The 23975-nt window shown below is 67.8% G+C and carries 16 protein-coding genes; 11 read left to right on the top strand and 5 right to left on the bottom strand.

Annotated elements, in window-relative coordinates; all coding sequences use genetic code 11:
• Window positions 1–110 precede the first annotated feature (110 nt).
• Window positions 111–1742 (bottom strand): cytochrome c oxidase subunit I, encoded by a 1632-nt coding sequence (gene ctaD / locus OF380_RS01715; protein WP_264049070.1) that lies wholly within the window; start codon window positions 1740–1742, stop codon window positions 111–113.
• A gap of 86 nt (window positions 1743–1828) precedes the next feature.
• On the bottom strand, window positions 1829–2668 hold the full coding sequence (gene coxB, locus OF380_RS01710) for a cytochrome c oxidase subunit II (protein ID WP_264049069.1): 840 nt from the start codon (window positions 2666–2668) through the stop codon (window positions 1829–1831).
• Between the two features lie 313 nt (window positions 2669–2981).
• Here coxB and OF380_RS01705 point away from each other — a divergent pair, with 313 nt between their 5' ends.
• From OF380_RS01705 to OF380_RS01680, 6 genes are all read left to right on the top strand, one after another.
• Window positions 2982–3890 (top strand): LysR family transcriptional regulator, encoded by a 909-nt coding sequence (locus tag OF380_RS01705; RefSeq protein ID WP_264049068.1) that lies wholly within the window; start codon window positions 2982–2984, stop codon window positions 3888–3890.
• A 166-nt stretch (window positions 3891–4056) separates the two neighbouring features.
• Window positions 4057–4530 (top strand): formate dehydrogenase subunit gamma, encoded by a 474-nt coding sequence (locus tag OF380_RS01700; RefSeq protein WP_264049067.1) that lies wholly within the window; start codon window positions 4057–4059, stop codon window positions 4528–4530.
• Window positions 4527–6086: a formate dehydrogenase beta subunit gene (locus tag OF380_RS01695; RefSeq protein ID WP_264049065.1), complete on the top strand. Its 1560-nt coding sequence runs from the start codon at window positions 4527–4529 to the stop codon at window positions 6084–6086. Before OF380_RS01700 ends, OF380_RS01695 begins: the two co-directional genes overlap by 4 nt.
• A 13-nt stretch (window positions 6087–6099) precedes the next feature.
• Window positions 6100–8961, top strand: a complete 2862-nt coding sequence (fdhF, locus tag OF380_RS01690) for a formate dehydrogenase subunit alpha (protein WP_264049064.1) — start codon at window positions 6100–6102, stop codon at window positions 8959–8961.
• On the top strand, window positions 8948–9811 hold the full coding sequence (gene fdhD / locus OF380_RS01685) for a formate dehydrogenase accessory sulfurtransferase FdhD (protein WP_264049063.1): 864 nt from the start codon (window positions 8948–8950) through the stop codon (window positions 9809–9811). Before fdhF ends, fdhD begins: the two co-directional genes overlap by 14 nt.
• A gap of 36 nt (window positions 9812–9847) precedes the next feature.
• A complete protein-coding gene (locus OF380_RS01680) occupies window positions 9848–10138 on the top strand; it encodes a formate dehydrogenase subunit delta (protein ID WP_264049062.1) in 291 nt (96 codons plus the stop codon).
• A gap of 60 nt (window positions 10139–10198) precedes the next feature.
• Here OF380_RS01680 and OF380_RS01675 read toward each other — a convergent pair whose 3' ends face one another.
• Window positions 10199–11113, bottom strand: coding sequence for a hypothetical protein (locus OF380_RS01675; RefSeq protein ID WP_264049061.1), 915 nt, complete (start codon window positions 11111–11113; stop codon window positions 10199–10201).
• Window positions 11114–11760: 647 nt separating this feature from the next.
• On the opposite strand from OF380_RS01675, the gene gltB reads away from it, so the two are divergent.
• The 5 genes from gltB to OF380_RS01650 all read left to right on the top strand — a co-directional run bounded on the left by gltB (window position 11761) and on the right by OF380_RS01650 (window position 22393).
• Window positions 11761–16476 (top strand): glutamate synthase large subunit, encoded by a 4716-nt coding sequence (gene gltB / locus OF380_RS01670; RefSeq protein ID WP_264049060.1) that lies wholly within the window; start codon window positions 11761–11763, stop codon window positions 16474–16476.
• Between the two features lie 127 nt (window positions 16477–16603).
• A complete protein-coding gene (locus OF380_RS01665) occupies window positions 16604–18034 on the top strand; it encodes a glutamate synthase subunit beta (protein ID WP_264049059.1) in 1431 nt (476 codons plus the stop codon).
• Between the two features lie 117 nt (window positions 18035–18151).
• Window positions 18152–20455: an FdhF/YdeP family oxidoreductase gene (locus OF380_RS01660; protein WP_264051145.1), complete on the top strand. Its 2304-nt coding sequence runs from the start codon at window positions 18152–18154 to the stop codon at window positions 20453–20455.
• A 60-nt stretch (window positions 20456–20515) separates the two neighbouring features.
• Entirely contained in the window at window positions 20516–20821 is a 306-nt protein-coding gene (locus tag OF380_RS01655) for an RNA polymerase sigma factor region1.1 domain-containing protein (RefSeq protein WP_264049058.1), read from the top strand.
• Between the two features lie 189 nt (window positions 20822–21010).
• Window positions 21011–22393, top strand: coding sequence for a class II 3-deoxy-7-phosphoheptulonate synthase (locus tag OF380_RS01650; protein ID WP_264049057.1), 1383 nt, complete (start codon window positions 21011–21013; stop codon window positions 22391–22393).
• Between the two features lie 35 nt (window positions 22394–22428).
• On the opposite strand, the gene OF380_RS01645 is transcribed toward OF380_RS01650, so the two are convergent.
• Together OF380_RS01645 and OF380_RS01640 are read right to left on the bottom strand one after the other, a co-directional pair.
• Complete coding sequence (locus OF380_RS01645; RefSeq protein WP_264049056.1) at window positions 22429–23493, bottom strand: HD-GYP domain-containing protein; 1065 nt, start codon at window positions 23491–23493, stop codon at window positions 22429–22431.
• A 121-nt stretch (window positions 23494–23614) separates the two neighbouring features.
• Window positions 23615–23773, bottom strand: coding sequence for a hypothetical protein (locus OF380_RS01640; RefSeq protein ID WP_264049055.1), 159 nt, complete (start codon window positions 23771–23773; stop codon window positions 23615–23617).
• Window positions 23774–23975 lie beyond the last annotated feature (202 nt).

Here is a 23975-nt window from a genome sequence, read left to right as displayed (position 1 = left end):
CCGCCCTTTGCGGGAGGTCCAGACCCAGCTGTGAAAGCTTGGCCGGGGCCTCCGGGAAAGAGCGAGGACCGCTCGCGCGGTCCTCGCAATCCGAATCGTGGTGTTGCGGCTCAGTGGTGGCCCGGCTCGTCGACGATGCGGGGCAGCGTTTCGAACTGGTGGAAGGGCGGGGGCGAGGACAGGGTCCACTCGAGGGTGGTCGCACCCTCACCCCACGGGTTGTCAGCGGCGCGTCGGCTGGAGCGGAAGGCCAGCACCACGCCGATGAAGAACACCACCATGCCCAGCGCGAAGATGTGGCCGCCCCAGGTCGAGACCTTGTGCCAGCCGGCGAAGGCCTCCGGGTAGTCGGCGTAGCGACGCGGCATGCCGGCGAGCCCGAGGAAGTGCATCGGGAAGAACAGCACGTTCGCACCGATGAAGGCGAGCCAGAAGTGCAGCTTGCCGGCCCATTCCGGGATGATGTGGCCGGTCATCTTCGGGAACCAGTAGTAGACACCGGCGAAGATGATGAACACGGCACCGAGCGAGAGCACGTAGTGGAAGTGCGCCACCACGTAGTAGGTGTCGTGCAGGTACTTATCGATCGCCGAGTTCGCGAGCACGACGCCGGTGACGCCGCCGACCGTGAACAGGAAGATGAAGCCGACCGCCCAGTGCATGGCGGCGGTGAAGCGGATGGAGCCGCCCCACATCGTCGCGATCCAGGAGAAGATCTTCACGCCGGTCGGCACTGCGATCACCATCGTGGCGAACACGAAGTAGGACTGCGTCTGCAGGCTCAGGCCGACCGTGTACATGTGGTGGGCCCACACGACGAAGCCGACCACGCCGATCGCGACCATGGCGTAGGCCATGGCGAGGTAGCCGAAGACGGGCTTCTTCGAGAAGGTCGAGATGATGTGCGAGACGATGCCGAAGGCCGGCAGGATCATGATGTACACTTCGGGGTGACCGAAGAACCAGAACAGGTGCTGGTAGAGCACCGGGTCACCACCGCCGGCCGGGTCGAAGAAGGTCGTGCCGAAGTTGCGGTCGGTGAGCAGCATCGTGATCGCGCCGGCGAGCACCGGGAGCGACAGGAGCAGCAGGAACGCGGTCACCAGCATCGACCAGGCGAACAGCGGCATCTTGTGCAGGGTCATGCCCGGCGCGCGCATGTTCAGGATGGTGGTGATGAAGTTGATCGCGCCGAGGATCGAGCCGGCACCCGAGAGGTGCAGGGCGAAGATCGCGAAGTCGACGGCGGGGCCGGGATGGCCGGCGCTGGAGAGCGGCGGATACACGGTCCAGCCGGTGCCGGCGCCGCTGGAACCGGGCGCGCCTTCCACGAAGAGCGAGCAGACGAGGCTGAGGAAGCCCGCCACCGTCAGCCAGAACGACACGTTGTTCATGCGCGGGAACGCCATGTCGGGCGCGCCGATCATGAGGGGCACGAACCAGTTGCCGAAGCCGCCGATCAGGGCCGGCATCACCATGAAGAACACCATGATGAGGCCGTGGCCGGTCACGAACACGTTGTAGGTGCCGGGATTGGCGAAGTACTGCAGGCCGGGCTGCTCCATCTCCATACGGATACCGAAGGAGAGGAACGCGCCCATGATGCCCGCGCAGAAGGCGAACAGCAGGTAGAGGGTGCCAATGTCCTTGTGGTTCGTCGACAGGAACCAGCGGGCGAAGAAGGACGGCATGTGATGGTCGTGGGCATCGTGATGCCCCGTATGTGCAGCGGCGTTCGCCATGGATGCAGACCTTAGTCCAGGTTTCTCGTGATCATCGCGATGGGTGGGGCGGGCGCCGCGAGGGCCCGCCTCCGGGTTGCACGCCCTTACCGGGCGTCGGCGAACTTCGAGGGGCCGTCGATGCGGGCGAACTTGGTCTTACCCTCGACGAGCCACTTGGCGTAGGCTTCCTCGCTCACGACCTGGACCGTGATCGGCATGTAGGCGTGGCGGGAGCCGCAGAGCTCCGAGCACTGGCCGTGATAGGTGCCCTCGCGGTCGGCCTTGAACCAGAACTGGTTCAGTCGGCCCGGCACGGCGTCGATCTTGAAGCCGAAGGACGGCACCGCCCAGGAATGCATCACGTCCGCGGCGGTCACCTGGACCTTCACGATCTTGTTCACCGGAACGACCATGTCGTTGTCGGTGCCGAGCAGCTTGGGCTGCTTGTCCTCGTCGAGGTTGGCGTCGAACGTGAATCCGCCGCCATTCTCCACGGCGGGGTACTCGTAGGACCAGTACCAGGCGTGGCCGATGACCTTGACCAGCACGTCGGCCTTCGGATCGGACAGCTGCGTGCGCAGCAGGCGGAACGAGGGGATCGCCACCGCCACGAGGATCAGGACCGGGACGATCGTCCAGGCCACCTCGATCATGGTGTTGTGCGTGGTCTTCGAGGGCTTCGGGTTCGCCTTCTCGGAGAAGCGGAACACGCAGTAGAGGATCAGCCCGAGCACGAACAGCGAGATGCCGAACGACAGCCAGTGCATGCCGTGCTCGAACGCGTGGATATCCCGTGCGTTCTCGGTGACACCGACCTGACGGTCCATCTGCCATGGCACGGGCTGGCCGATGCCGGCGGCGAGCGCCGACGACGTTGAGACGAGGAACGCGCCGAGCGCGGCAAGCCCCCATGATGACCGGTGTTGCGCCTGCGTCGTCCGCATGTGCCTCTCTTGGCTCCCCGTGATGGTGATCGACGATGCCGCGCGTCTTGCTGGGTTTGGACTAAATCGCAAGTGCATTTCGCGGATCGCGGGCCGTTCGCGGAATTGTACCCACGTCTGGCCGATGCGCGTGTCAGACCACAAGGGCGGGAGGTGTGCAACCGCAACAGCGTCGCATCAAGCACCTTCGTGGTCTCGATTCGGCCCGTTGACACTCTATCCAAATGTCGCAGTCGCTGCGCCGACGTCCCCAGGTATTCCATACGCCAGTGGAACACCGGATTCGGACGTCCCGCACATCCGAGGCCCATGCGTGATCGATCGACTCGAATTCATCCTTGCCCTGGCGCGCGAGCGACACTTCGGACGGGCGGCCCAGGCCTGCAACGTCTCGCAGCAGACGCTTTCAGCCGGCGTGAAGCAGCTCGAGGACCGGCTCGGCGTGCTTCTGGTCCAGCGCGGCTCGCGCTTCCAGGGCTTCACCCCCGAGGGTGAACGCGTCCTCGAATGGGCGCGCCGCATCGTCGGAGACGCACGAGCCATGCGCGAGGAGGTGTCGAGCCTGAGGCGCGGCCTCTCCGGCACCCTGCGGCTCGCCGCCATTCCGACTGCGACACCCATCGTTGCGGCGCTGACAACGCCGTTTCGCGCGCGCCATCCGAACGTGCGGTTCTCGGTGCAATCCACAACCTCCGGAGAGATCGGCCGCCTCATCGCCGACCTCGAGATCGATGCCGGCATCACCTATCTGGAGAACGAGCCCCTTGGTCGGCTGACGGCAGTCCCGCTCTACCGCGAGCGCTATCGGCTGCTCACCGCCGTGGACGGTCTGTTCGGCGAGCGCGATGCCGTGACCTGGGACGAAGTCGCGAGCCTGCCACTCTGCCTCCTGACCCCGGACATGCAGAACCGGCGCATCATCGACCGGCAGCTGCTGCATGCCGGCACCGAATCCGCGCCGCTCCTCGAATCGAACTCGATGATCGTGCTGCTCACCCATGTGCGCACGGCGAAATGGGCGAGCATCATGCCGGCGGTCCTCGCTGACACCTTCCGGCTCAGTGACCGGGTGCGGGCGGTGCCGATCGTGGAACCGGACGTCAGCCACCTCGTCGGGTTGGTGGTGCCGGAGCGTGAACCGATGACTCCGCTCTGCGCGGGTCTCATCGTGGAGGCGCGGAGTGTGGCCGCGAGCATCGGTCAGACCATCGATGCTCTTTAGAAAAATTTGAAGCCGCTTCAAAAAAGAAGGCGGTTGACCAACGATTTTGCGTTGCGGAACGCTCGCTCAACAAAATTCCGTTGTCGTCCAACCGATCTGCACGATTGATCGCTATCTGGTGATATACCACACTGGAATGAGAACAAGATCAGTCTGGGTAGGAACAATGGTGCCGAACGAGCCCTGGAGCGAGCCACGCGCCGCCGGGATCATCGCCGAACACATTCACCTGGAGGGAGCGACCCTGCCTATCCTCCATGCCCTGCAGGAGACCTTCGGCTACGTCGACGAGGGGGCCGTGCCGCTGATCGCGGACGCCCTCAACCTGTCTCGCGCCGAAGTTCACGGCTGCATCACCTTCTATCACGACTTCCGCCGCGCACCTTCGGGTCGCCATCAGGTCAAGCTCTGCCGGGCCGAGGCTTGCCAGGCGATGGGGTCCGACGCGCTTCATGCCGAGATCCTGTCCCGCCTCGGGGTGGAGTGGCACGGCACCACCGCCGACGGCGCCGTGACGGTCGAGCCGGTCTACTGCCTCGGCCTCTGCGCCAACGGCCCGGGCGCCCTCGTGGACGATGAGCCCATCGCCCGCCTCACCGCGGACTCCCTGCAAGCCGCCCTGACGGAGATGAAGTCGTGAGCATCACGATCACCGTTCCGCGCGACGCCGTCGCCCTGGGCCTCGGCGCCAACCGCGTCGCCCGCGCCCTCTTCGCCGGGGCCGAACGTCGGGGTCTCGACGTCACCATCGTGCGCACGGGTTCGCGCGGGATGCTCTGGCTGGAGCCGATGATCGAGGTCGTGACCCCAGAGGGTCGCATCGCCTACGGTCCGGTCACGCCGGCCGACATCGACGGCCTGCTCGACGCCGGCCTGGCCACGGGCGGGGAGCACGCGCTGCGTCTCGGCGACCCGGAGAAGATCCCCTATCTCGCGCGTCAGCACCGCCTGACCTTCCAGCGCTGCGGCGTGGTCGATCCGGTCTCGGTGGACGATTACCGGGCCCATGGCGGCTACAAGGGTCTCGAAGCGGCCCTGAAGCTCGACGCCGCCGGTATCGTCGGGGAGGTTCGCGAGTCCGGCCTGCGTGGCCGTGGTGGCGCGGGCTTCCCGGCCGGCATCAAGTGGAACACGGTGATGCTGGCGCAGGCGCCGCAGAAATACGTGGTCTGCAACGCCGACGAGGGCGATTCCGGAACCTTCGCCGACCGCATGATGATGGAGGGTGACCCCTTCAACCTCATCGAGGGCATGACCATCGCCGGGATCGCGACCGGCGCGACGCGGGGCTACATCTACCTGCGCTCCGAATATCCCCAGGCCTTCGCCACCCTGAAGGAGGCGATCGCCAACGGGATCAACGCGGGCGTCCTCGGCGCCAACGTCATGGGCTCGGGCAAGGCCTTCCACCTGGAGGTCCGCCTCGGCGCCGGCGCCTATATCTGCGGCGAGGAGACCTCGCTGCTGGAGAGCCTGGAGGGCCGTCGCGGCATCGTTCGCGCCAAGCCGCCGATCCCGGCGCTGAAGGGCTTCCTCGGCCAGCCGACCCTGGTCAACAACGTGATGACCTTCACGGCGGTGCCCTACATCCTCGAGCATGGGGCCAAGGCCTATGCCGAATACGGCATGGGACGCTCGCTCGGCACCCTGGCGATCCAGCTCGCGGGCAACATCAAGCACGGCGGGCTGATCGAGTATGCCTTCGGCATCACCCTGCGCGAGATCATCGAGGATTTCGGCGGCGGCACGCAGAGCGGCCGGCCGGTCCGCGCGGTCCAGGTCGGCGGCCCGCTCGGCGCCTACTTCCCCGACCACCTCCTCGATACGCCCCTCGATTATGAGGCGATGGCGGCCAAGAAGGGCCTCGTCGGGCATGGCGGCATCGTGGTGTTCGACGACACCGTGGACATGGCCAAGCAGGCCCGCTTCGCCTTCGAGTTCTGCGCCGTCGAATCCTGCGGCAAGTGCACCCCCTGCCGCATCGGCGCGGTACGCGGCGTCGAGACGATGGACAAGGTCATTGCCGGCATCCGGCCGGACGAGAACCTCGCGGTGGTCGCCGACCTCTGCGACGTCATGACGGACGGCTCGCTCTGCGCGATGGGCGGGCTCACGCCGATGCCCGTGATGAGCGCGATCACCCACTTCCCCGAGGATTTCCAGCAGCGCGGACCCATGTCCGTCGCCGCCGAATAAGGAGGCGCGACCCATGGCCCTCATCAAAGAGATCGACTACGGCACCCCGATCCGCGTCTCGGATCAGACCGTGACCCTGACCATCGACGGTATGAGCGTGACGGTCCCGGCCGGCACCTCCGTGATGGCCGCCGCGATGCATGTCGGCACGCAGATCCCCAAGCTCTGCGCCACCGACTCGCTCGAAGCCTTCGGCTCCTGCCGCATCTGCCTCGTGGAGATCGAGGGTCGGCGCGGCACGCCCGCCTCCTGCACGACCCCGGCCGAGAACGGCATGGTGGTCTCGACCCAGACGGACAAGCTCGCCAAGCTCCGCAAGGGCGTGATGGAGCTCTACATCTCCGATCACCCCCTCGACTGCCTGACCTGTGCGGCCAACGGCGATTGCGAGTTGCAGGACATGGCCGGCGCGGTCGGCCTGCGCGACGTGCGCTACGGCTACGACGGCGCCAACCACGTCAAGCCGACCTCCGAGCAGTACCTGCCCAAGGACACTTCGAACCCCTACTTCACCTACGATCCCTCGAAGTGCATCGTGTGCAATCGCTGCGTGCGCGCCTGTGAGGAGGTGCAGGGCACCTTCGCGCTGACCATCGAGGGCCGCGGCTTCGACAGCCGCGTCGCCGCCGGGCCGACGAACTTCATGGAATCCGAGTGCGTGTCCTGCGGCGCCTGCGTGCAGGCCTGCCCGACCGCGACGCTCCAGGAGAAGTCGATCATCGAGCACGGCCAGCCGGACCATTCCGAGGTCACGACCTGCGCCTATTGCGGCGTCGGCTGCTCGTTCAAGGCCGAGATGCAGGGCACCCGCATCGTCCGCATGGTGCCCTACAAGGGCGGCAAGGCGAACGAGGGCCATAGCTGCGTCAAGGGTCGCTTCGCCTACGGCTACGCCACCCACAAGGACCGCATCACCAAGCCGATGATCCGTGACAAGATCACGGACCCTTGGCAGGAGGTGTCGTGGGAGGTCGCGATCGACCGCGCGGCATCCGAGTTCAAGCGCATCCAGGCCAAGTACGGCAAGGATTCGGTGGGCGGCATCACCTCGTCCCGCTGCACCAACGAGGAAGCCTACCTCGTCCAGAAGCTGGTGCGCGCGGCCTTCGGCAACAACAACGTCGATACCTGCGCCCGCGTCTGCCACTCGCCCACCGGCTACGGCCTGATGTCGACGCTCGGCACCTCCGCCGGCACGCAGGACTTCGCCTCCGTGGCGCATTCCGACGTGATCCTGGTCATCGGCGCCAACCCGACCGATGGTCACCCGGTCTTCGGGTCACGCATGAAGAAGCGCCTGCGCGAGGGCGCGAAGCTCATCGTCGCCGATCCGCGTAAGATCGACCTCGTGAAGTCGCCCCACATCCAGGCGGACTTCCACCTTCCCCTGAAGCCGGGCTCGAACGTCGCCTTCATCAACTCCATGGCGCACGTGATCGTCACGGAAGGGCTGATCGACGAGGCCTATGTCCGCGAGCGCTGCGATCTCGCCGACTTCGAGTCCTGGGCCCGCTTCGTCGCCGACGAGCGCCACTCGCCGGAGGCGCAGGCGGTCTACACCGGCATCGATCCGGAGGAACTGCGGGGCGCCGCCCGCCTCTACGCCACGGGCGGGGCCGCGGGCATCTATTACGGCCTCGGCGTCACCGAGCACAGCCAGGGCTCGACCATGGTCATGGGCATGGCCAACATCGCCATGGCCACCGGCAACATCGGCATGTTGGGTGCCGGCGTGAACCCGCTGCGCGGCCAGAACAACGTCCAGGGCTCCTGCGACATGGGCTCGTTCCCGCACGAGCTGCCGGGCTACCGCCACGTCTCGGACGACGCCACCCGCGAGACCTTCGAGGCCCTCTGGGGCGTGTCCCTCGACAAGGATCCGGGCATGCGGATCACCAACATGCTCGACGAGGCCGTCGATGGCGGCTTCAAGGGCATGTACATCCAGGGCGAGGACATCGCCCAGTCCGACCCCGACACGCATCACGTCACCGCAGGCCTGATGGCGATGGAGTGCATCGTCATCCAGGACATCTTCCTGAACGAAACGGCCAAGTACGCCCACGTCTTCCTGCCGGGCGCCTCGTTCCTGGAGAAGGACGGCACCTTCACCAACGCGGAGCGCCGCATCTCCCGCGTGCGCAAGGTCATGCCGCCGCTCTCCGGCGTCGGTGACTGGGAGGGCACGATGCTGCTCTCCAACGCCCTCGGCTACCCGATGAGCTACAACCACCCGAGCGAGATCATGGACGAGATCGCGTCCCTGACCCCGAGCTTCTCGGGCGTCAGCTTCGCCAAGCTCGACGAACTCGGCTCGATCCAGTGGCCCTGCAACGAGGCTGCCCCGCTCGGCACCCCGATGATGCACGTGGACCGCTTCGTGCGCGGCCTCGGCAAGTTCATGATCACCGAGTACGTGCCCACCGAGGAGCGCACGGGTCCGCGCTTCCCGCTCATTCTCACCACCGGCCGCATCCTGTCGCAGTACAATGTCGGCGCGCAGACCCGCCGCACGGAGAACTCGCGCTGGCACGAGGAGGACGTGCTGGAGATCCACCCCTTCGACGCGGAGGTGCGTGGCATCGTGGACGGCGACCTCGTCGCCCTGGAGAGCCGCTCCGGCGACATCGCCCTCAAGGCGATCGTCTCCGAGCGCATGCAGCCCGGTGTCGTGTATACGACCTTCCACCACGCCAAGACCGGCGCCAACGTGATCACCACCGACTACTCGGACTGGGCCACCAACTGCCCCGAGTACAAGGTCACGGCGGTGCAGGTCCGGCGGACGAACCGTCCTTCCGACTGGCAGGCGCGGTTCTTCGAGGAAGACTTCTCGCTGACCCGGATTGCGACCCAGCTGAATGCGGCCGAGTGACCACGCGGACCTGAACGATACCGACGCGTCGGCCGAGACGGCCCGGCGCGTCCCCACCCTGGTCGTCGCCTACGACGATCCGGTCCCACGGGACGGGACCCGGCCGCTCGCCGTCGAGATGCCGGTCAACCTTGTCTACGGCACCGTGCCGTACGCGGTGATGATGACGACGCCGGCCGACCTCGTGGACTTCGCCTACGGGTTCAGCCTGACGGAGGGCATAATCGCGGCGGCCGACGAGATCCGCTCGGTCGACGTCGAGCGGGACGCGGCGGAGGGCGGCATGCGCCTCCTCGTGGATCTCGTGCCCGGACGCCTGCGTGAGCATCTCGCCCGCAAGCGGGCGATGTCGGGGCGTACCGGATGCGGTGTCTGCGGGATCGAGGATCTCGACCAGTTGCCGAAGGCCGAGGCGCCCCTGGGCGGGGCCGGGCGGGTCGGCATCGCGGCGATCCAGCGGGCATTGCAGGCGATGGGCGACGCACAGGTGCTCAACGCCGAGACGCGCGCGGTCCATGCGGCCGCCTGGGCCGGACTCGACGGGGCCGTGGTCGCGCTGCGCGAGGATGTCGGGCGCCACAACGGGCTGGACAAGCTCATCGGCGCGCTGATCCGGCGCGGCACCGACCCGGCGGAGGGCTTCGTCGTCATCACCAGTCGCTGCTCGTTCGAGATGGTCGAGAAGGCGGCGAGCCTCGGCGCCTCGGTGCTGGTGGCGATCTCGGCGCCGACCTCGCTCGCCATCGACCGGGCGAAGCTGCACGGCATGACGCTGTGCGCCATCGCCCGCTCCGACACCCTGACGGTCTTCACCGGCCGCGAACGCCTCGATCTCGCGCCGCCCCCCTGACGGCGCGATCCCGTCCCCGATCAGAGTTCCGATCCCATGAGCGCCACCTCGTCCAACGACCGGCTCGTTCGCATGGCGAACCAGATCGCCACCTTCTTCCGCTCCTATCCGGAGGAGGAAGCGGTGGCCGGCATCCACAAGCACATCGTGGCGTTCTGGACGCCGAAGATGCGGGAGGCCCTCGCGGATTATGCGCCACGTCCCGAGAGCGGGCTCGACCCTCTCGCGCTTCGTGCCCTGCATGAGCGGCCGGAAGCGGACAGCCCGGTTCGCGCCGGAACCCGCGACCCGCATCTCCAGGGGGCGGGCGCCAGCGACGCCGGCTGAAAACGAAGACGCCGCGCGGCAGACACCGCGCGGCGTCTTCGCTGCGGCCTCGGGCCGCCTTCAGTTCTGGTCGGCGTCCTTCGTGGTCGTGCCGGGCACCACCGTAGCGCCGCCGATCACCCGCACGGGGCGCTTGGCATCCCCGGGGACGTCCTTCCAGGCCTGGGCGGTCGACTTCTCGGCAGCCGGCGGCTGGACCGATGCCGGGGTCATGGCGGAGCCCGACGCCGCCGGCGAGGACGCCTTCGGCGGCGAGACCGCCGCGCTCTCGGAACCCGGCGCGGCGTCGACCTTCGCGGCGGCAGGCGGCACGTCGGAGAGCCTGGGTGCGGAGGGCGTCGCGGGCGGTGTCGCCGCCTTGGCCGGCGGGTTCAGCCGTACGACCTTGCGAGGAGCGTCCGAGGACGGCCGCGTCTCCGCCCCACGCGCATCCGGGTTCAGGCCCATCGGATTGCGATCGACGGGATCAGGCCGCGCGGGAGCGGCGGTGCGCATCCCGGGCTCCGGCCGCTCCACGGCCTCCGGACGAACGCGGCGCGCCTGCCCCTGAGGGAAGGGGATGTCGGCGGGTGGAACGATCCGCTCCGCCTCGCGAACCGGACGCCGGATCGATTCGTCCTCCTCGGTCCAACCGTAGCCCGGCGCGCGGCGCACCACACGGGCCGGGGGTTCGAGGGGCGCATCGAGGCGCTGGCGCCCGACGATCCGCCCATCGCGGGCATCCACGAACAGGCGCACACGGTCGCCGTACGGGCTGGAGGCTTCGACGATGTAGGCCTGCCCGTCGAACCGGGGCCGCGTCACCTCGGTGAAGCCGCGGTCGTTCAGCCGCCAGACCACCGCGCGCGGCGGCATCAGCATGTCGGACTCGTAGGCGTACTGCGCCCGCGCCGTGCCCGCTCCCAGGGCGGACACCGTGAGGAAGCCCGCAAGGATGCCCGAGAAGAGGCCACGGGGCGACGGGGATGCACGCATGGGCGTTCTGCGATCCAGATCCATCGGGAGGAATTTCCAGGGGTGGGATCGGTTCGGAGGCCTGCTGTTGGCGCAGGTCCCCCGATCCATGATCCGCCGGGTCTCGCAACCCCGCATGCCGCTTGTGCTCGGCAAGACCTTGTTAAGCGTTCGATTGGGGCGACATTACGGACCGGGCGCGGCGGAAACCGTATCGACAGGCCGAGCGTCCCGCACAGGCCGGCAGGCGCCAATCCCGGGGAGGCTTCGCTCCTGCGTCATCATCGCGGGCGGGAAGACGGGATTCGGCCTCCAAAACCGCGATGTGCGCCCCTGCACACACTTGCTGGAGCGGTTAAAATCTGTCACTTTCGCTCGGTAGGACAGCAAGGCTGTCCCATCTCCGGCAGGGTCCCTGTCCGGAAGGCTGTGAGGATCTCGTCCAGGTGACGTTGCCGGCGACCAAACGAGATTCGAAGCCGATCGCCATCGTGGCGATCCGGGCCCGCACGGCTTGAGACCAAGCCGGCGTCGAGCCCGCGAGAAGCGGGCGCTTCTGACCGAAGACCCCGCTTAAGAGCCGACGCTGTCGAGAGACGCGAAACCTGGAGGCCCCCTGGGCCCCGGGCATGAAACATGCTCGCATGCGGGCAGGTCGGAGGCGAGAGATGGTGGACGTGGTCGCATTGTCTGAGTTCGGGGCGCTCCAGGCGTCGGTTCCCGCCACCCGCGACGGCGGCGCGCCGCTGATCGTGCGCGACCGTGCCCTTCCGAAGGCGCAGGGGCTCTACGATCCGGCCCGCGAGAGCGATGCCTGCGGCGTCGGCTTCGTCGCCGACATGCATGACCGGCGCACCCATGCCATCGTGCAGCAGGGTCTCCAGATCCTGCGCAACCTCGATCATCGCGGGGCGGTGGGCGCCGATCCGAAGATGGGCGACGGCTGCGGCATCCTGGTGCAGATCCCGCACGCCTTCTTCAAGGCGGAGTGCGAGGCCCTCGGAATCACCCTGCCGGAGCCCGGCCATTACGGCGTCGGCCAGTTCTTCATGCCGAAGGATGCCGAGGCGCGCGGCCTCGTGGAGCAGATCGTCGAGCAGGCGCTCGCCGACGAGGGCCTGCCCTTCCTCGGCTGGCGCGACGTGCCGGTCGACCCGAGCGACCTCGGCGCGATGGTCCTGGAGACGGAGCCCTGCCACCGGCAGATCTTCATCGGCCGCCCCGCGACGGTGGCGGACGAGGACGCGTTCGAGCGCCGCCTGTTCACCGCCCGCAAGGTCATCTCGAACAAGGTCTACGGCCTGAAGGACGAGCGCACGAGCACCTACTATCCCGTCTCGCTCTCGACCCGGACCATCGTCTACAAGGGCATGGTGCTGGTCGACCAGCTCGGGGAATACTATCGCGACCTGCAGGACGAGCGCTTCGTCTCGGGCCTCGCCCTGGTTCACCAGCGCTTCGCCACCAACACCTTCCCGACCTGGCGCCTGTCGCACCCCTACCGGATGGTCGCGCATAACGGCGAGATCAACACGCTGCGCGGCAACGTCAACTGGATGGCGGCCCGCCAGGCGAGCGTCGATTCCGAGCTGTTCGGCAACGACATCTCGAAGCTCTGGCCGATCTCCTACGAGGGCCAGTCCGACACCGCCTGCTTCGACAACGCCCTCGAGTTCCTCGTGCAGGGCGGCTACTCGCTCGCCCACGCGATGATGATGCTCATCCCCGAAGCCTGGGCCGGCAACCCGCTGATGAGCGAGGAGCGTCGCGCCTTCTACGAGTACCACGCCGCCCTGATGGAGCCGTGGGACGGCCCGGCCGCCGTCTGCTTCACCGACGGTCGCCAGATCGGCGCGACGCTGGATCGCAACGGCCTGCGGCCCGCGCGTTACCTCGTCACCGATGACGGCCTCGTGGTGCTCGCCTCCGAGATGGGCGTGCTGCCGATCCCGGACGAGAAGATCGTCGAGTCCTGGCGCCTGCAGCCGGGCCGCATGCTGCTCATCGACCTGGAGAAGGGCCGCATCGTCTCCGACGAGGAGATCAAGCGGGAGCTCGCCGCGGCGCACCCCTATGCCGAGTGGGTCAAGAACACCCAGATCGTGCTGGAGGACCTGAAGCCCGTGATCCCGCGCGCCTCGCGCTCGGACGTCGCGCTGCTCGATCGCCAGCAGGCCTTCGGCTACAGCCAGGAAGACCTGAAGCTGCTGATGGCGCCAATGGCCGTCACCGGCCAGGAGGCGGTCGGCTCCATGGGCACCGACACGCCGCTCTCGGCGCTGTCCGACAAGCCGAAGTCGCTCTATTCCTACTTCAAGCAGAACTTCGCGCAGGTCACGAACCCGCCGATCGATCCGATCCGCGAGGAGGCCGTGATGAGCCTCGTCTCGTTCATCGGTCCGCGCCCGAACCTGCTCGACATGGAGGGGGCGTCCCGCAAGAAGCGCCTTGAGGTGCGCCAGCCGATCCTCACCAACGGCGATCTCGAGAAGATCCGCTCGATCTCGCATTTCGAGGACCGGTTCGACACCCGCACCCTCGACATGACCTTCCCGGCCGAGACCGGTGCGGCGGCCATGGAGGGCGCCGTCGACCGTCTCTGCGACCGGGCGGAGGCGGCCGTGCGCGGCGGCTACAACATCATCATCCTGTCGGATCGCGGCATCGGACCGGACCGCATCGCGATTCCCGCGCTGCTGGCCACGGCCGCCGTGCACAACTACCTGATCCGCAAGGGGCTTCGGACCTCGGTCGGCCTCGTGGTCGAATCGGGCGAGCCGCGCGAGGTGCACCACTTCGCGTGTCTGGCCGGCTACGGCGCCGAGGCGATCAACCCCTATCTCGCCTTCGAAACGCTGATCGCGATGAAGGACGAGTTCCCGCCGGACCTGACGCCGGACGAGATCGTCTACCGCTACATCAAGTCGATCGATAAGGGCCTGCTGAAGGTCATGTCCAAGATGGGCATCTCGACCTACCAGTCCTATTGCGGCGCGCAGATCTTCGACGCCATCGGGTTGAACTCCTCCTTCGTGGAGCGGGACTTCTTCGGCACAGCGACGACGATCGAGGGCATCGGCATGGCCGAGGTCGCGCAGGAGACCGCGCGGCGGCACGCCGACGCCTTCGGCGACTCGCCGATCTACCGCACCGCCCTCGATGTCGGCGGCGAGTACGCCTATCGCCTGCGCGGCGAGAGCCACACCTGGACGCCGGATTCGGTGGCCACGCTCCAGCACGCCGTGCGCCTCGGCCTGCCCGATCGCTATCGCGAATACGCGCGTCTGGTGAACGAGCAGGAGAACCACCTCAAGACGATCCGTGGCCTGTTCCGGATCAAGCAGGCGGCCGAACTCGGCCGGGCACCGGTCGACATCGACTCCGTCGAGCCGGCGGCCGACATCGTCAAGCGCTTCGCCACGGGCGCGATGTCGTACGGCTCCATCTCGAAGGAGGCGCACGAGACGCTCGCCATCGCGGTGAACTCCTTCGGCGGCCGCTCGAACTCGGGCGAGGGCGGTGAGGAGGTCGAGCGCTTCAAGCCGATGGCCGATGGGCGTTCGCGCCGTTCGGCCATCAAGCAGGTGGCGTCGGGCCGCTTCGGCGTCACGACGGAATACCTCGTCAATGCCGACATGATGCAGATCAAGGTCGCGCAGGGCGCCAAGCCCGGCGAGGGCGGTCAGCTGCCCGGCCACAAGGTCGACGCCAAGATCGCCAAGGTCCGCTACGCCACCCCGGGCGTCGGCCTGATCTCGCCGCCGCCGCACCACGACATCTACTCGATCGAGGATCTGGCCCAGCTGATCTTCGACCTGAAGAACGTGAACCCGGCGGCCGACGTGTCGGTGAAGCTCGTCTCCGAAGTCGGCGTCGGCACGGTGGCCACCGGCGTGGCCAAGGCGCGCGCCGACCACATCACCATCTCCGGGTTCGATGGCGGCACGGGTGCCGCGCCGCTGACCTCGATCAAGCATGCGGGCGGTCCCTGGGAGACGGGTCTGGCCGAGACCCAGCAGACGCTGGTGCTGAGCCACCTGCGCGGGCGCGTCGTGCTGCAGGCCGATGGCGGCATCCGCACGGGCCGCGACGTGCTGATCGCGGCGCTGCTCGGGGCCGACCAGTTCGGCTTCTCCACCGCGCCGCTGATCGCGGCCGGCTGCATCATGATGCGCAAGTGCCACCTCAACACCTGCCCGGTGGGCGTGGCGACGCAGGACCCCGTCCTGCGCAAGCGCTTCAAGGGCACGCCCGAGCACGTGATCAACTACTTCTTCTTCGTGGCGGAGGAGTTGCGCGAGCTGATGGCGGCCATGGGCTTCACCAAGCTCGAAGATCTCATCGGCCGGGCCGACTTCCTCGACACGCTGGAGGTCATCAACCACTGGAAGGCGCGCGGCCTCGACTTCTCGAAGCTGTTCCACCGTCCGGAGGTGCCCGCGCACGTCGCGATCCGCCACACCGAGAAGCAGGTCCACCCCATCGACACGGTGCTGGACCGCCGCCTGATCGCGGGGGCGCAGTCGGCCCTCGACGGCGGTGAGCCCGTGGTCGTGCGGGACGTGATACGGAACTCGGATCGGACCGCGGGCGCCATGCTCTCCGGCATGGTCGCCAAGGCCTACGGCCACGAGGGCCTGCCCGACGACACCATCCGGGTCGAACTCTCCGGCACCGCCGGCCAGAGCTTCGGCGCCTGGCTCGCCGCCGGCGTCACCGTGGTGCTCACGGGCCATGCCAACGACTACGTCGGCAAGGGCCTGTCGGGCGGCAAGCTCATCATCCGGCCCTCGGATGCCCTCAAGGCGCCGGGCGCGCACACCATCATGGCGGGCAACACCGTCCTGTACGGGGCGATCGCGGGCGAGGCCTATATCCGGGGCTCGGCCGGCGAGCGCTTCGCCGTGCGCAACTCCGGCGCCATCGCGGTGGTCGAGGGCATGGGCGACCATGGCTGCGAGTACATGACCGGCGGCGTGGTGGTGTCGATCGGCGAGACCGGGCGCAACTTCGCGGCCGGCATGTCGGGCGGCATCGCCTACGTGCTCGACGAGGACGGCTCGTTCTCGGCGCGCTGCAACCTCTCCATGGTCGATCTCGAACCCGTCGAGGAGGAGGACGACATCATGCGTCGCTTCCACCAGGACGGCGACCTCGAGACCAAGGGGCGCGTCGACATCCTGGCCGACATGTCCGGCCACGACGAGGAGCGCCTGTCCCAGCTCATCACCAATCACCTGAAGTACACGGGCTCGCCGCGTGCCAAGGCGATCCTGGAGGATTGGGCCGGCTACCGCACGAAGTTCGTCAAGGTGATGCCGGTGGAGTACCGCCGGGCGCTTCGCGAGATGGAAATGGCGCGGATGCCGGTGGCGGCCGAGTAAGGCCCGCGACGCCGACGAAAGAGGCGGACCGGCGGTGATGCCGGTCCGATTGGTGACAAGCGGAACAGGCCGATCCGGCCGCTCTCCGCGCGACGGATCAGACAGACTCGCGAAAGACGATCAGACGATGGGCAAGATCACGGGTTTCCTCGAATTCGACCGGCAGGAGCAGAAGTATCAGCTCGCCGCCGATCGCGTGCGTCACTTCCGCGAGTTCACGCTGCCGCTCGACGAGCATGACCTGAAGAAGCAGGCCGCGCGCTGCATGGATTGCGGCATCCCATTCTGCCACGGCGATACCGGCTGCCCGGTCCACAACCAGATTCCGGACTGGAACGAGCTCGTCTACCAGTCCGACTGGGAGGAGGCGGCGCGCAACCTGCACTCCACCAACAATTTCCCCGAATTTACCGGCCGCATCTGCCCCGCGCCCTGCGAGGAGGCCTGCACGCTGAACCTCGAGAACCAGCCGGTGGCGATCAAGACCATCGAGCAGGCGATCGCCGACCGTGCCTGGAACATGGGTTGGGTCAAGCCTGAGCCCGCCGAGCACAAGACCGGCAAGAAGGTCGCGGTGATCGGTTCGGGCCCGGCCGGTCTGGCGGCGGCGCAGCAGCTCGCCCGCGTCGGCCACGACGTCCATGTCTTCGAGCGCGAGCCGAAGGCCGGCGGCCTGCTGCGCTACGGCATCCCCGACTTCAAGATGGAGAAGCGCCACATCGACCGGCGCGTGAAGCAGATGGAGGGGGAGGGCGTCCAGTTCCACTACGGCGTCAATGTCGGCGTGAACAAGCCGCTCGACGAACTCACTGCCGCCTTCGACGCGGTGCTCTTCACGGGCGGCGCCGAGGATCCGCGCAACCCGCAGCTGCCGGGTCAGGAACTCGCCGGCGTTCACTACGCCATGCCGTTCCTGGTACAGTCGAACCGGCGCGTCGGCGCCGAGCCGATGCCCGGCAACGGCGAGGCCCCGATCCTCGCCACCGCCAAGAACGTCGTGGTGATCGGCGGCGGCGACACGGCCTCGGATTGCGTCGGCACCTCCTTCCGCCAGGGCGCCCTGTCGGTGACGCAGCTCGACATCCGCCCGCGCCCGCCGGAGCGCGAGGACAAGCTCTCGGTCTGGCCCTACTGGCCCACCAAGATGCGGACCTCGTCGAGCCAGGCCGAGGGTGCCGAGCGCGAGTTCCAGGCGGCCACCCTTCGCCTGGAGGGCAAGAAGGGCAAGCTCACTGGCGTGGTCTGCACCCGCGTGGACGAGAAGCGCCAGCCGGTTCCGGGCGGCGAGTTCACCCTGCCGGCCGATCTCGTCTTCCTGGCGATCGGCTTCGCGGGCTCCGTCCGCAAAGGCCTGCTGGAGGAATCCGGCGTCGTCGTCGACAAGCGCGGCAACGTCACCGCCAACGAGCTCGACTACCGGACCTCGAACGAGAAGATCTACGTCGCTGGCGACATGCGCCGCGGGCAGTCCCTCGTGGTCTGGGCGATCCGCGAGGGCCGTCAGGCTGCGCGCTCCATCGACGAGGCCCTGATGGGCGCGAGCATCCTGCCGCGCTGAGGCGCCTCACCGACACCGGATTGCGGCGGCCCCACCGTCGCAGTCCGGAACACCGCGAGCCTCCCCGTCATTGCACTCCCGACATTCAGACGTCGGGACCCGCACATGACCGAGCCGATGGCCGAGCCGAAGATCGAACCCTACGATGGACCAGCCGGGGGCTGGGGTTCGGCGGGGTCGCTGGCCGAGATCCTGACGCGCGAGCAGATCCCCGTCTCGGGGGCTGCCCTGCTCATGAAGCAGAACAAGCCCGACGGCTTCATGTGCGTGTCCTGCGCCTGGTCGAAACCGGCCAAGCCCAACACCTTCGAGTATTGCGAGAACGGCGCCAAGGCCACCGTCTGGGAGCAGACCGCCAAGCGCGTCGGGCCGGATTTCTTCGCGCGCCACTCGGTCACCGAACTCCTGACCTGGACGGATTACGCCCTGGAAGAGAAGGGCCGGCTGACGCATCCGCTCCGCTACGATTCCGGCTCGGACCGCTACGTGCCCGTGTCCTGGGAGGATGCCGTCGCGGAGATCGGGCGGGAGCTGCGCGCGCTCGATCCCAATTCGGTGATCTACTACACCTCGGGCCGCGCCTCCCTGGAGACGTCGTACATGTACGGCCTGATGGCGCGCATGCACGGCACCAACAATCTCCCCGATTCCTCGAACATGTGCCACGAGCCGACCTCGGTGGGCCTGAAATCCTCGATCGGCTCCCCGGTCGGCACCACGATCCTGGAGGATTTCGAGGCCACCGACCTGATCCTGTTCTTCGGGCAGAATGTCGGATCCAACGCGCCGCGCATGCTGCACCCGCTGCAGGAGGCGCGCCGGCGCCGGGTCCCGATCATCACCTTCAACCCGCTGCGCGAGCGGGGCCTGGAGCGCTTCACGAACCCGCAATCGCCCACCGAGATGCTGACGCGGACCTCCACGGAGATCTCGACGCAGTACCATCAGGTCAAGGCCGGCGGCGACATCGCCGCCATCACCGGCATGTGCAAGGTGCTCATCGCCGCCGACCGCGAGGCGATGGCGGTGGGGCGCCCCCGGATCCTCGACGTCGACTTCATCGCCGAGCACACCCACGGCTTCCGCGCGTTCGTGGACTATTGCGACGGGCAGGATTGGCCCGCCATCGAGACCCGCTCGGGTCTGACCCGCGAGGGCATCGAGGCCGCCGCCACCGCCTATGCCCGCGCCCGCTCCGTCGTGGCCGTCTACGGCATGGGCCTGACCCAGCACCGCCGGGGGACGGAGGGCGTGCAGATGCTCGTCAACCTCATGCTCCTGCGGGGGAACATCGGGCGTCCCGGCGCCGGTCTCTGCCCGGTCCGGGGCCATTCCAACGTGCAGGGCCAGCGCACGGTCGGCATCACCGAGAAGCCGGAGCTGGCGCCCCTCGACAAGCTGAAGGAGCTCTACGGTTTCGAGCCTCCCCGCGAGAAGGGCTGCAACACGGTGGAGGCCTGCGAGGGCATCGTCTCGGGTGAGGTGAAGGCCTTCATCGGCCTTGGCGGCAACTTCATCCGGGCCGTACCCGACACGGTGCGGATGGAGGAGGCCTGGCGGTCGTTGCGTCTCACCGTGCAGATCTCAACCAAGCTCAATCGCTCGCACCTCGTGCACGGGGCAGTGTCCTACATCCTGCCCTGCCTCGGACGGATCGAGGTGGACATGCAGGCGAGCGGGCCCCAGGCGGTCTCGATGGAGGATTCGACCTCCTGTTTCCATGGCTCGCGCGGTCAGACGAAGCCGGTGAGCGACGCCGTGCGCTCCGAGGCCTGGATCGTCGGCGAGATCGCCAAGGCCCTGCTGCCGCCGAACCCGAAGGTCGATTGGGATGCCTGGGTCGGCGATTACGCCCGCGTCCGCGACGCGATCGAAGCGACCTACCCGGACGTCTTCCATGACCTGAACGGGCGGATGTTCCAGCCGGGCGGGCTGCACAAGCCGCTCGCAGCCCGCGACCGCAAGTGGGAGACCGAGACCGGCAAGGCGAACTTCACCATCCCCGGCGGGCTGGAGGCCGATCCGGACATGCGCTCCGACCGGCGCGACGTGCTCGACCTCATCACCCTGCGCTCCAACGATCAGTTCAACACGACGATCTACGGCTATGACGACCGCTTCCGGGGCGTGAAGGGCACCCGGATGATCCTGTTCATGAACGCCAGCGACATGGAGCGCCTCGGGCTGGCGGACGGCGAGAGCGTGGATCTCCTCACCGAGGCCGCTGACGATTTCGCCCGTGAGGTGAAGGGCCTGCGGGTGATCCAGTACGGGATCCCGGAGGGCAATGTCGGCGGCTACTATCCCGAATTGAATCCGCTGATCCCGCTCTGGCACCACGACGCGCAGGCCAAGACCCCGGCCGCCAAGGCGATTCCGGTGCGCATCCGCCGGGCTGCGCCCCTCGCGGTCGCGGATTGATCCGGTTTTTTCGGGCGCCGGTCCCTCGACGGCCGGCGTCCGAGGCCCATAATCGACCGCATGGAACGTCCCGACGACGCACAGGCCCGGCGCCAGGCCATCATCGACCGCATGCTCGCCGAGGCGCTGCATCCGTCCGTGAACGAGCGCAGCCGGAGCCACGACGCCCTGTCCGACGATATGCGCCGGACCGTGGATACGCTGATCGCCAAGGCCGAGGCGCAGCGGCAGCGCAGCCTGACCTACGACGATCTGGAGGAGGCCCTGCCGCCCCGCGACGTCACAGCGGAGGATCTGGAGGCGATCTTCTGGATCCTGTCCGAGCACGGCATCGCCATCGAGGACGGCGACCAGACCGGGGATTGAGGATCCGGCGAGGCGGGCGGACAGGCCTCTTGCCATAGGCATCCCGAAGGTCCGGCGCATCGGGCGCGGTGCGAATGGCTGCCGCGTCCGCGCGCTCTCGCCTCGACGGACGAACCGCTCTATACACCGCGCTCTTCCGCGTGGCGTTCCGTCGCGCGGAACCGACCGAAAGGCGGAGCGGAGACGATTATGGCCGAGCGTTGGACACCGAAGACCTGGCGAAACCTGCCGATCCAGCAGGTGCCGGCCTATCCGGATGCCGCCGCGCTGGAATCGGTCGAGTCGCAGCTCGCGAGCTTTCCGCCCCTCGTCTTTGCAGGCGAAGCGCGCAAGCTGAAATCCGCGCTGGCGCGGGTTTCCACCGGCGAGGCCTTCCTGCTTCAGGGCGGTGATTGCGCCGAGAGCTTCGATGAGCATTCGGCCGACAACATCCGCGATTTCTTCCGGGTGTTCCTGCAGATGGCCCTGGTTCTCACCTTCGCGGGCGGTTCGCCCGTGGTGAAGGTCGGCCGCATCGCGGGACAGTTCGCCAAGCCTCGCTCCTCGCCCACCGAGACGATGGAAGGCCTGACGCTGCCGAGCTACCGCGGCGACATCGTCAACGGGCTGACCTTCACGGAAGAGGCCCGGGTGCCCGATCCGCGCCGGCAGCTGGAGGCGTACCGCCAGTCGGCGGCGACGCTCAACCTGCTGCGCGCCTTCGCGACCGGGGGCTATGCCAACCTCGACAACGCGCATCGCTGGATGCTCGGCTTCGTGAAGGATTCGCCCCAATCCTCCCGCTACCAGGACGTGGCCGGCCGGATGTCGGACGCGCTGGACTTCATGCGCGCCATCGGCATCAATCCCGAGACGCACCAGGAAGTCCGCACCACGGATTTCTACACGAGCCACGAGGCCCTGCTGCTGGGCTACGAGGAGGCGCTCACCCGCGTCGATTCCACCTCCGGCGACTGGTACGCCACCTCGGGGCACATGCTCTGGATCGGTGACCGGACCCGCCAGCCCGACCATGCCCACGTGGAGTACGCGCGCGGCATTCGGAACCCGATCGGCCTGAAGTGCGGTCCCTCGATGAATGCCGAGGGCCTGATCCGGCTCGTGGATCAGCTCAACCCGGCCAACGAGGCCGGGCGCCTGACGCTGATCTGCCGCTTCGGCGCCGACAAGGTCGGCGATCACCTGCCCGGCCTGATCCGGGCGGTGGAGCGCGAGGGCCGCGACGTGGTCTGGGTCTGCGATCCGATGCACGGCAACACGATCTCGGCGGGCGGCTACAAGACCCGGCCGTTCGAGCGGGTGATGCAGGAGATCGGCAGCTTCTTCGGCGTGCACCGTGCCGAAGGGACGGTCGCCGGCGGCATCCACCTGGAGATGACCGGCAAGGACGTGACCGAGTGCACCGGCGGCGCCCGGGCCCTGACGGCCGACGACCTGCAGGACCGCTACCACACCTACTGCGATCCGCGCCTCAACGCGGAGCAGGCCCTGGAGGTCGCTTTCCTCACGGCCGAACTGGTGAAGCGCGAGCGCAGCGCCGTGGAGCGGCCCCGCCTCGACGCGGCGGAATAGGCGAATCGACGGACCGGCGCTGCGGCGCTGGTCCGTCAGTCCTGTCCGTTCGGCATCATCGCCTCGCCGAAGCGCTGCACCAGCCCCATCTCGAGCTTGCCGGTCATGCTTTCGAGGATCGTCATCGCGGCGCGCGACGACATCGGCTCCTTGTAGGCGCGCCGCTCGGTCAGCGCCGCGTAGATGTCGCAGATCGTCAGGAGCCGGACCGTGTCGCCGATCTCCGCACCGATCAGCCCGTCCGGGTAACCCGACCCGTCGAGCATCTCGTGGTGATGCCGGACGGCTCCGAGGGTCGGGGCGTCGCACCCGCTGTCCCGCAGGATCTCGTAGCCGATCACGGGATGCTGACGCATGATCGACATCTCCTCCGCATCGAGCCGGCCGGGCTTGTTCAGGATCTCGCGGGGGATGCGCGCCTTGCCGACATCGTGCAGCAGGGCCGCCCGCACGAAGTGCTCGCGGTCCTCGGCGCGGAATCCGAGATGCAGCACGAACTGCGCCGCGACGCCCGCGACCAGCAGGCAGTGCTGGTAGGTCGCGTCATCGTGGGTCCAGACGGTTTCGAGCCAGCGCGTCAGCCCGCCTTCGCGCACCGCCGACAGGATCGGGTCCAGACCGGCATCGACGAGGGGCAGCGAGATCGTGCCGCCGTCCCGGACATCGTTGAACAGGCCCGTGAGGACCTCCGAGGCGCGTCCGACGCCCTGCACCACCGGCGCGACCTTGGGATCGGCCTCGTTGGTGTCGATCTGGTCGAGAAGCGCCTGCACCACGACGTGGGGCGCCGTGTAGGCGGGAAAGCAGACCGTGGCGCCGAGTTCACGCGCCAGGCGCAGGTCGTGGTCCGAGGTCGAGCGCAACACGCAGACGAGCGGGATCTTGATGGCCTTGCCGTGCGGAACGAAGGCGCGCAGGCGGGTCACGGCCTCACGGCGGCTGAGCGTCAGGTCGGAGACGATCGCGCGCGGGGGAACCGCGCGGGTGCGCTCATCGCCGCTGGCGACGACCTCGCAACGTCCGACCGACTTGATGATCGCCTCGAGGGCGGCACTGCGGTCGGGTCGGTCCGTCAGCAGATAGATCGCACCATGCTGCATGTCGCCTCGGCTCCTCCCTCCGCAATCCATGGACACTATTCGCCAACAAGTTGTTTATCCGGCGGAAGCCCGAGCGCTCCAGCGCAGGATGGGAGGGAGAATCCGTATCGAACGATTCTCATCACGTTTCGGCGATGAAAGCCGCCAATCCGTGGGTCGGTGCGCAGGCAGCGGTGAAGCGGGCGACGTCCCGCATGAAAGCGTTCACCACGCCGAGCCCGATCACCTTGGCGCGAAAAGCTTTTGAGTTCGTGAAGCGGCGCCACAGGTCCGCGACCAAGCCGGAGGGCACCTATCGGCCGTCGTTGACGCGACCGTCCGGTCCCGGCTGGCCGCTGGGATGCTTTCGATGTCGCAGGGCGGCCGGAGTATCCAGCGATGCTCGATGGCGGAAAGACTCGGCCGTCCCGCCTCGGATCGTGCATGTGGTACACCAGGAGACGCCAATCTCTCATTTGTTCACGTGGCGTTGGGGATCGGGA

The sequence above is a fragment of the Methylobacterium sp. FF17 genome, assembly GCF_025813715.1.
Lineage (GTDB): Bacteria > Pseudomonadota > Alphaproteobacteria > Rhizobiales > Beijerinckiaceae > Methylobacterium > Methylobacterium flocculans.
The sequence above is the reverse complement of the archived record's forward strand: the minus strand, read 5'-3'. Positions and strand labels throughout refer to the sequence as shown.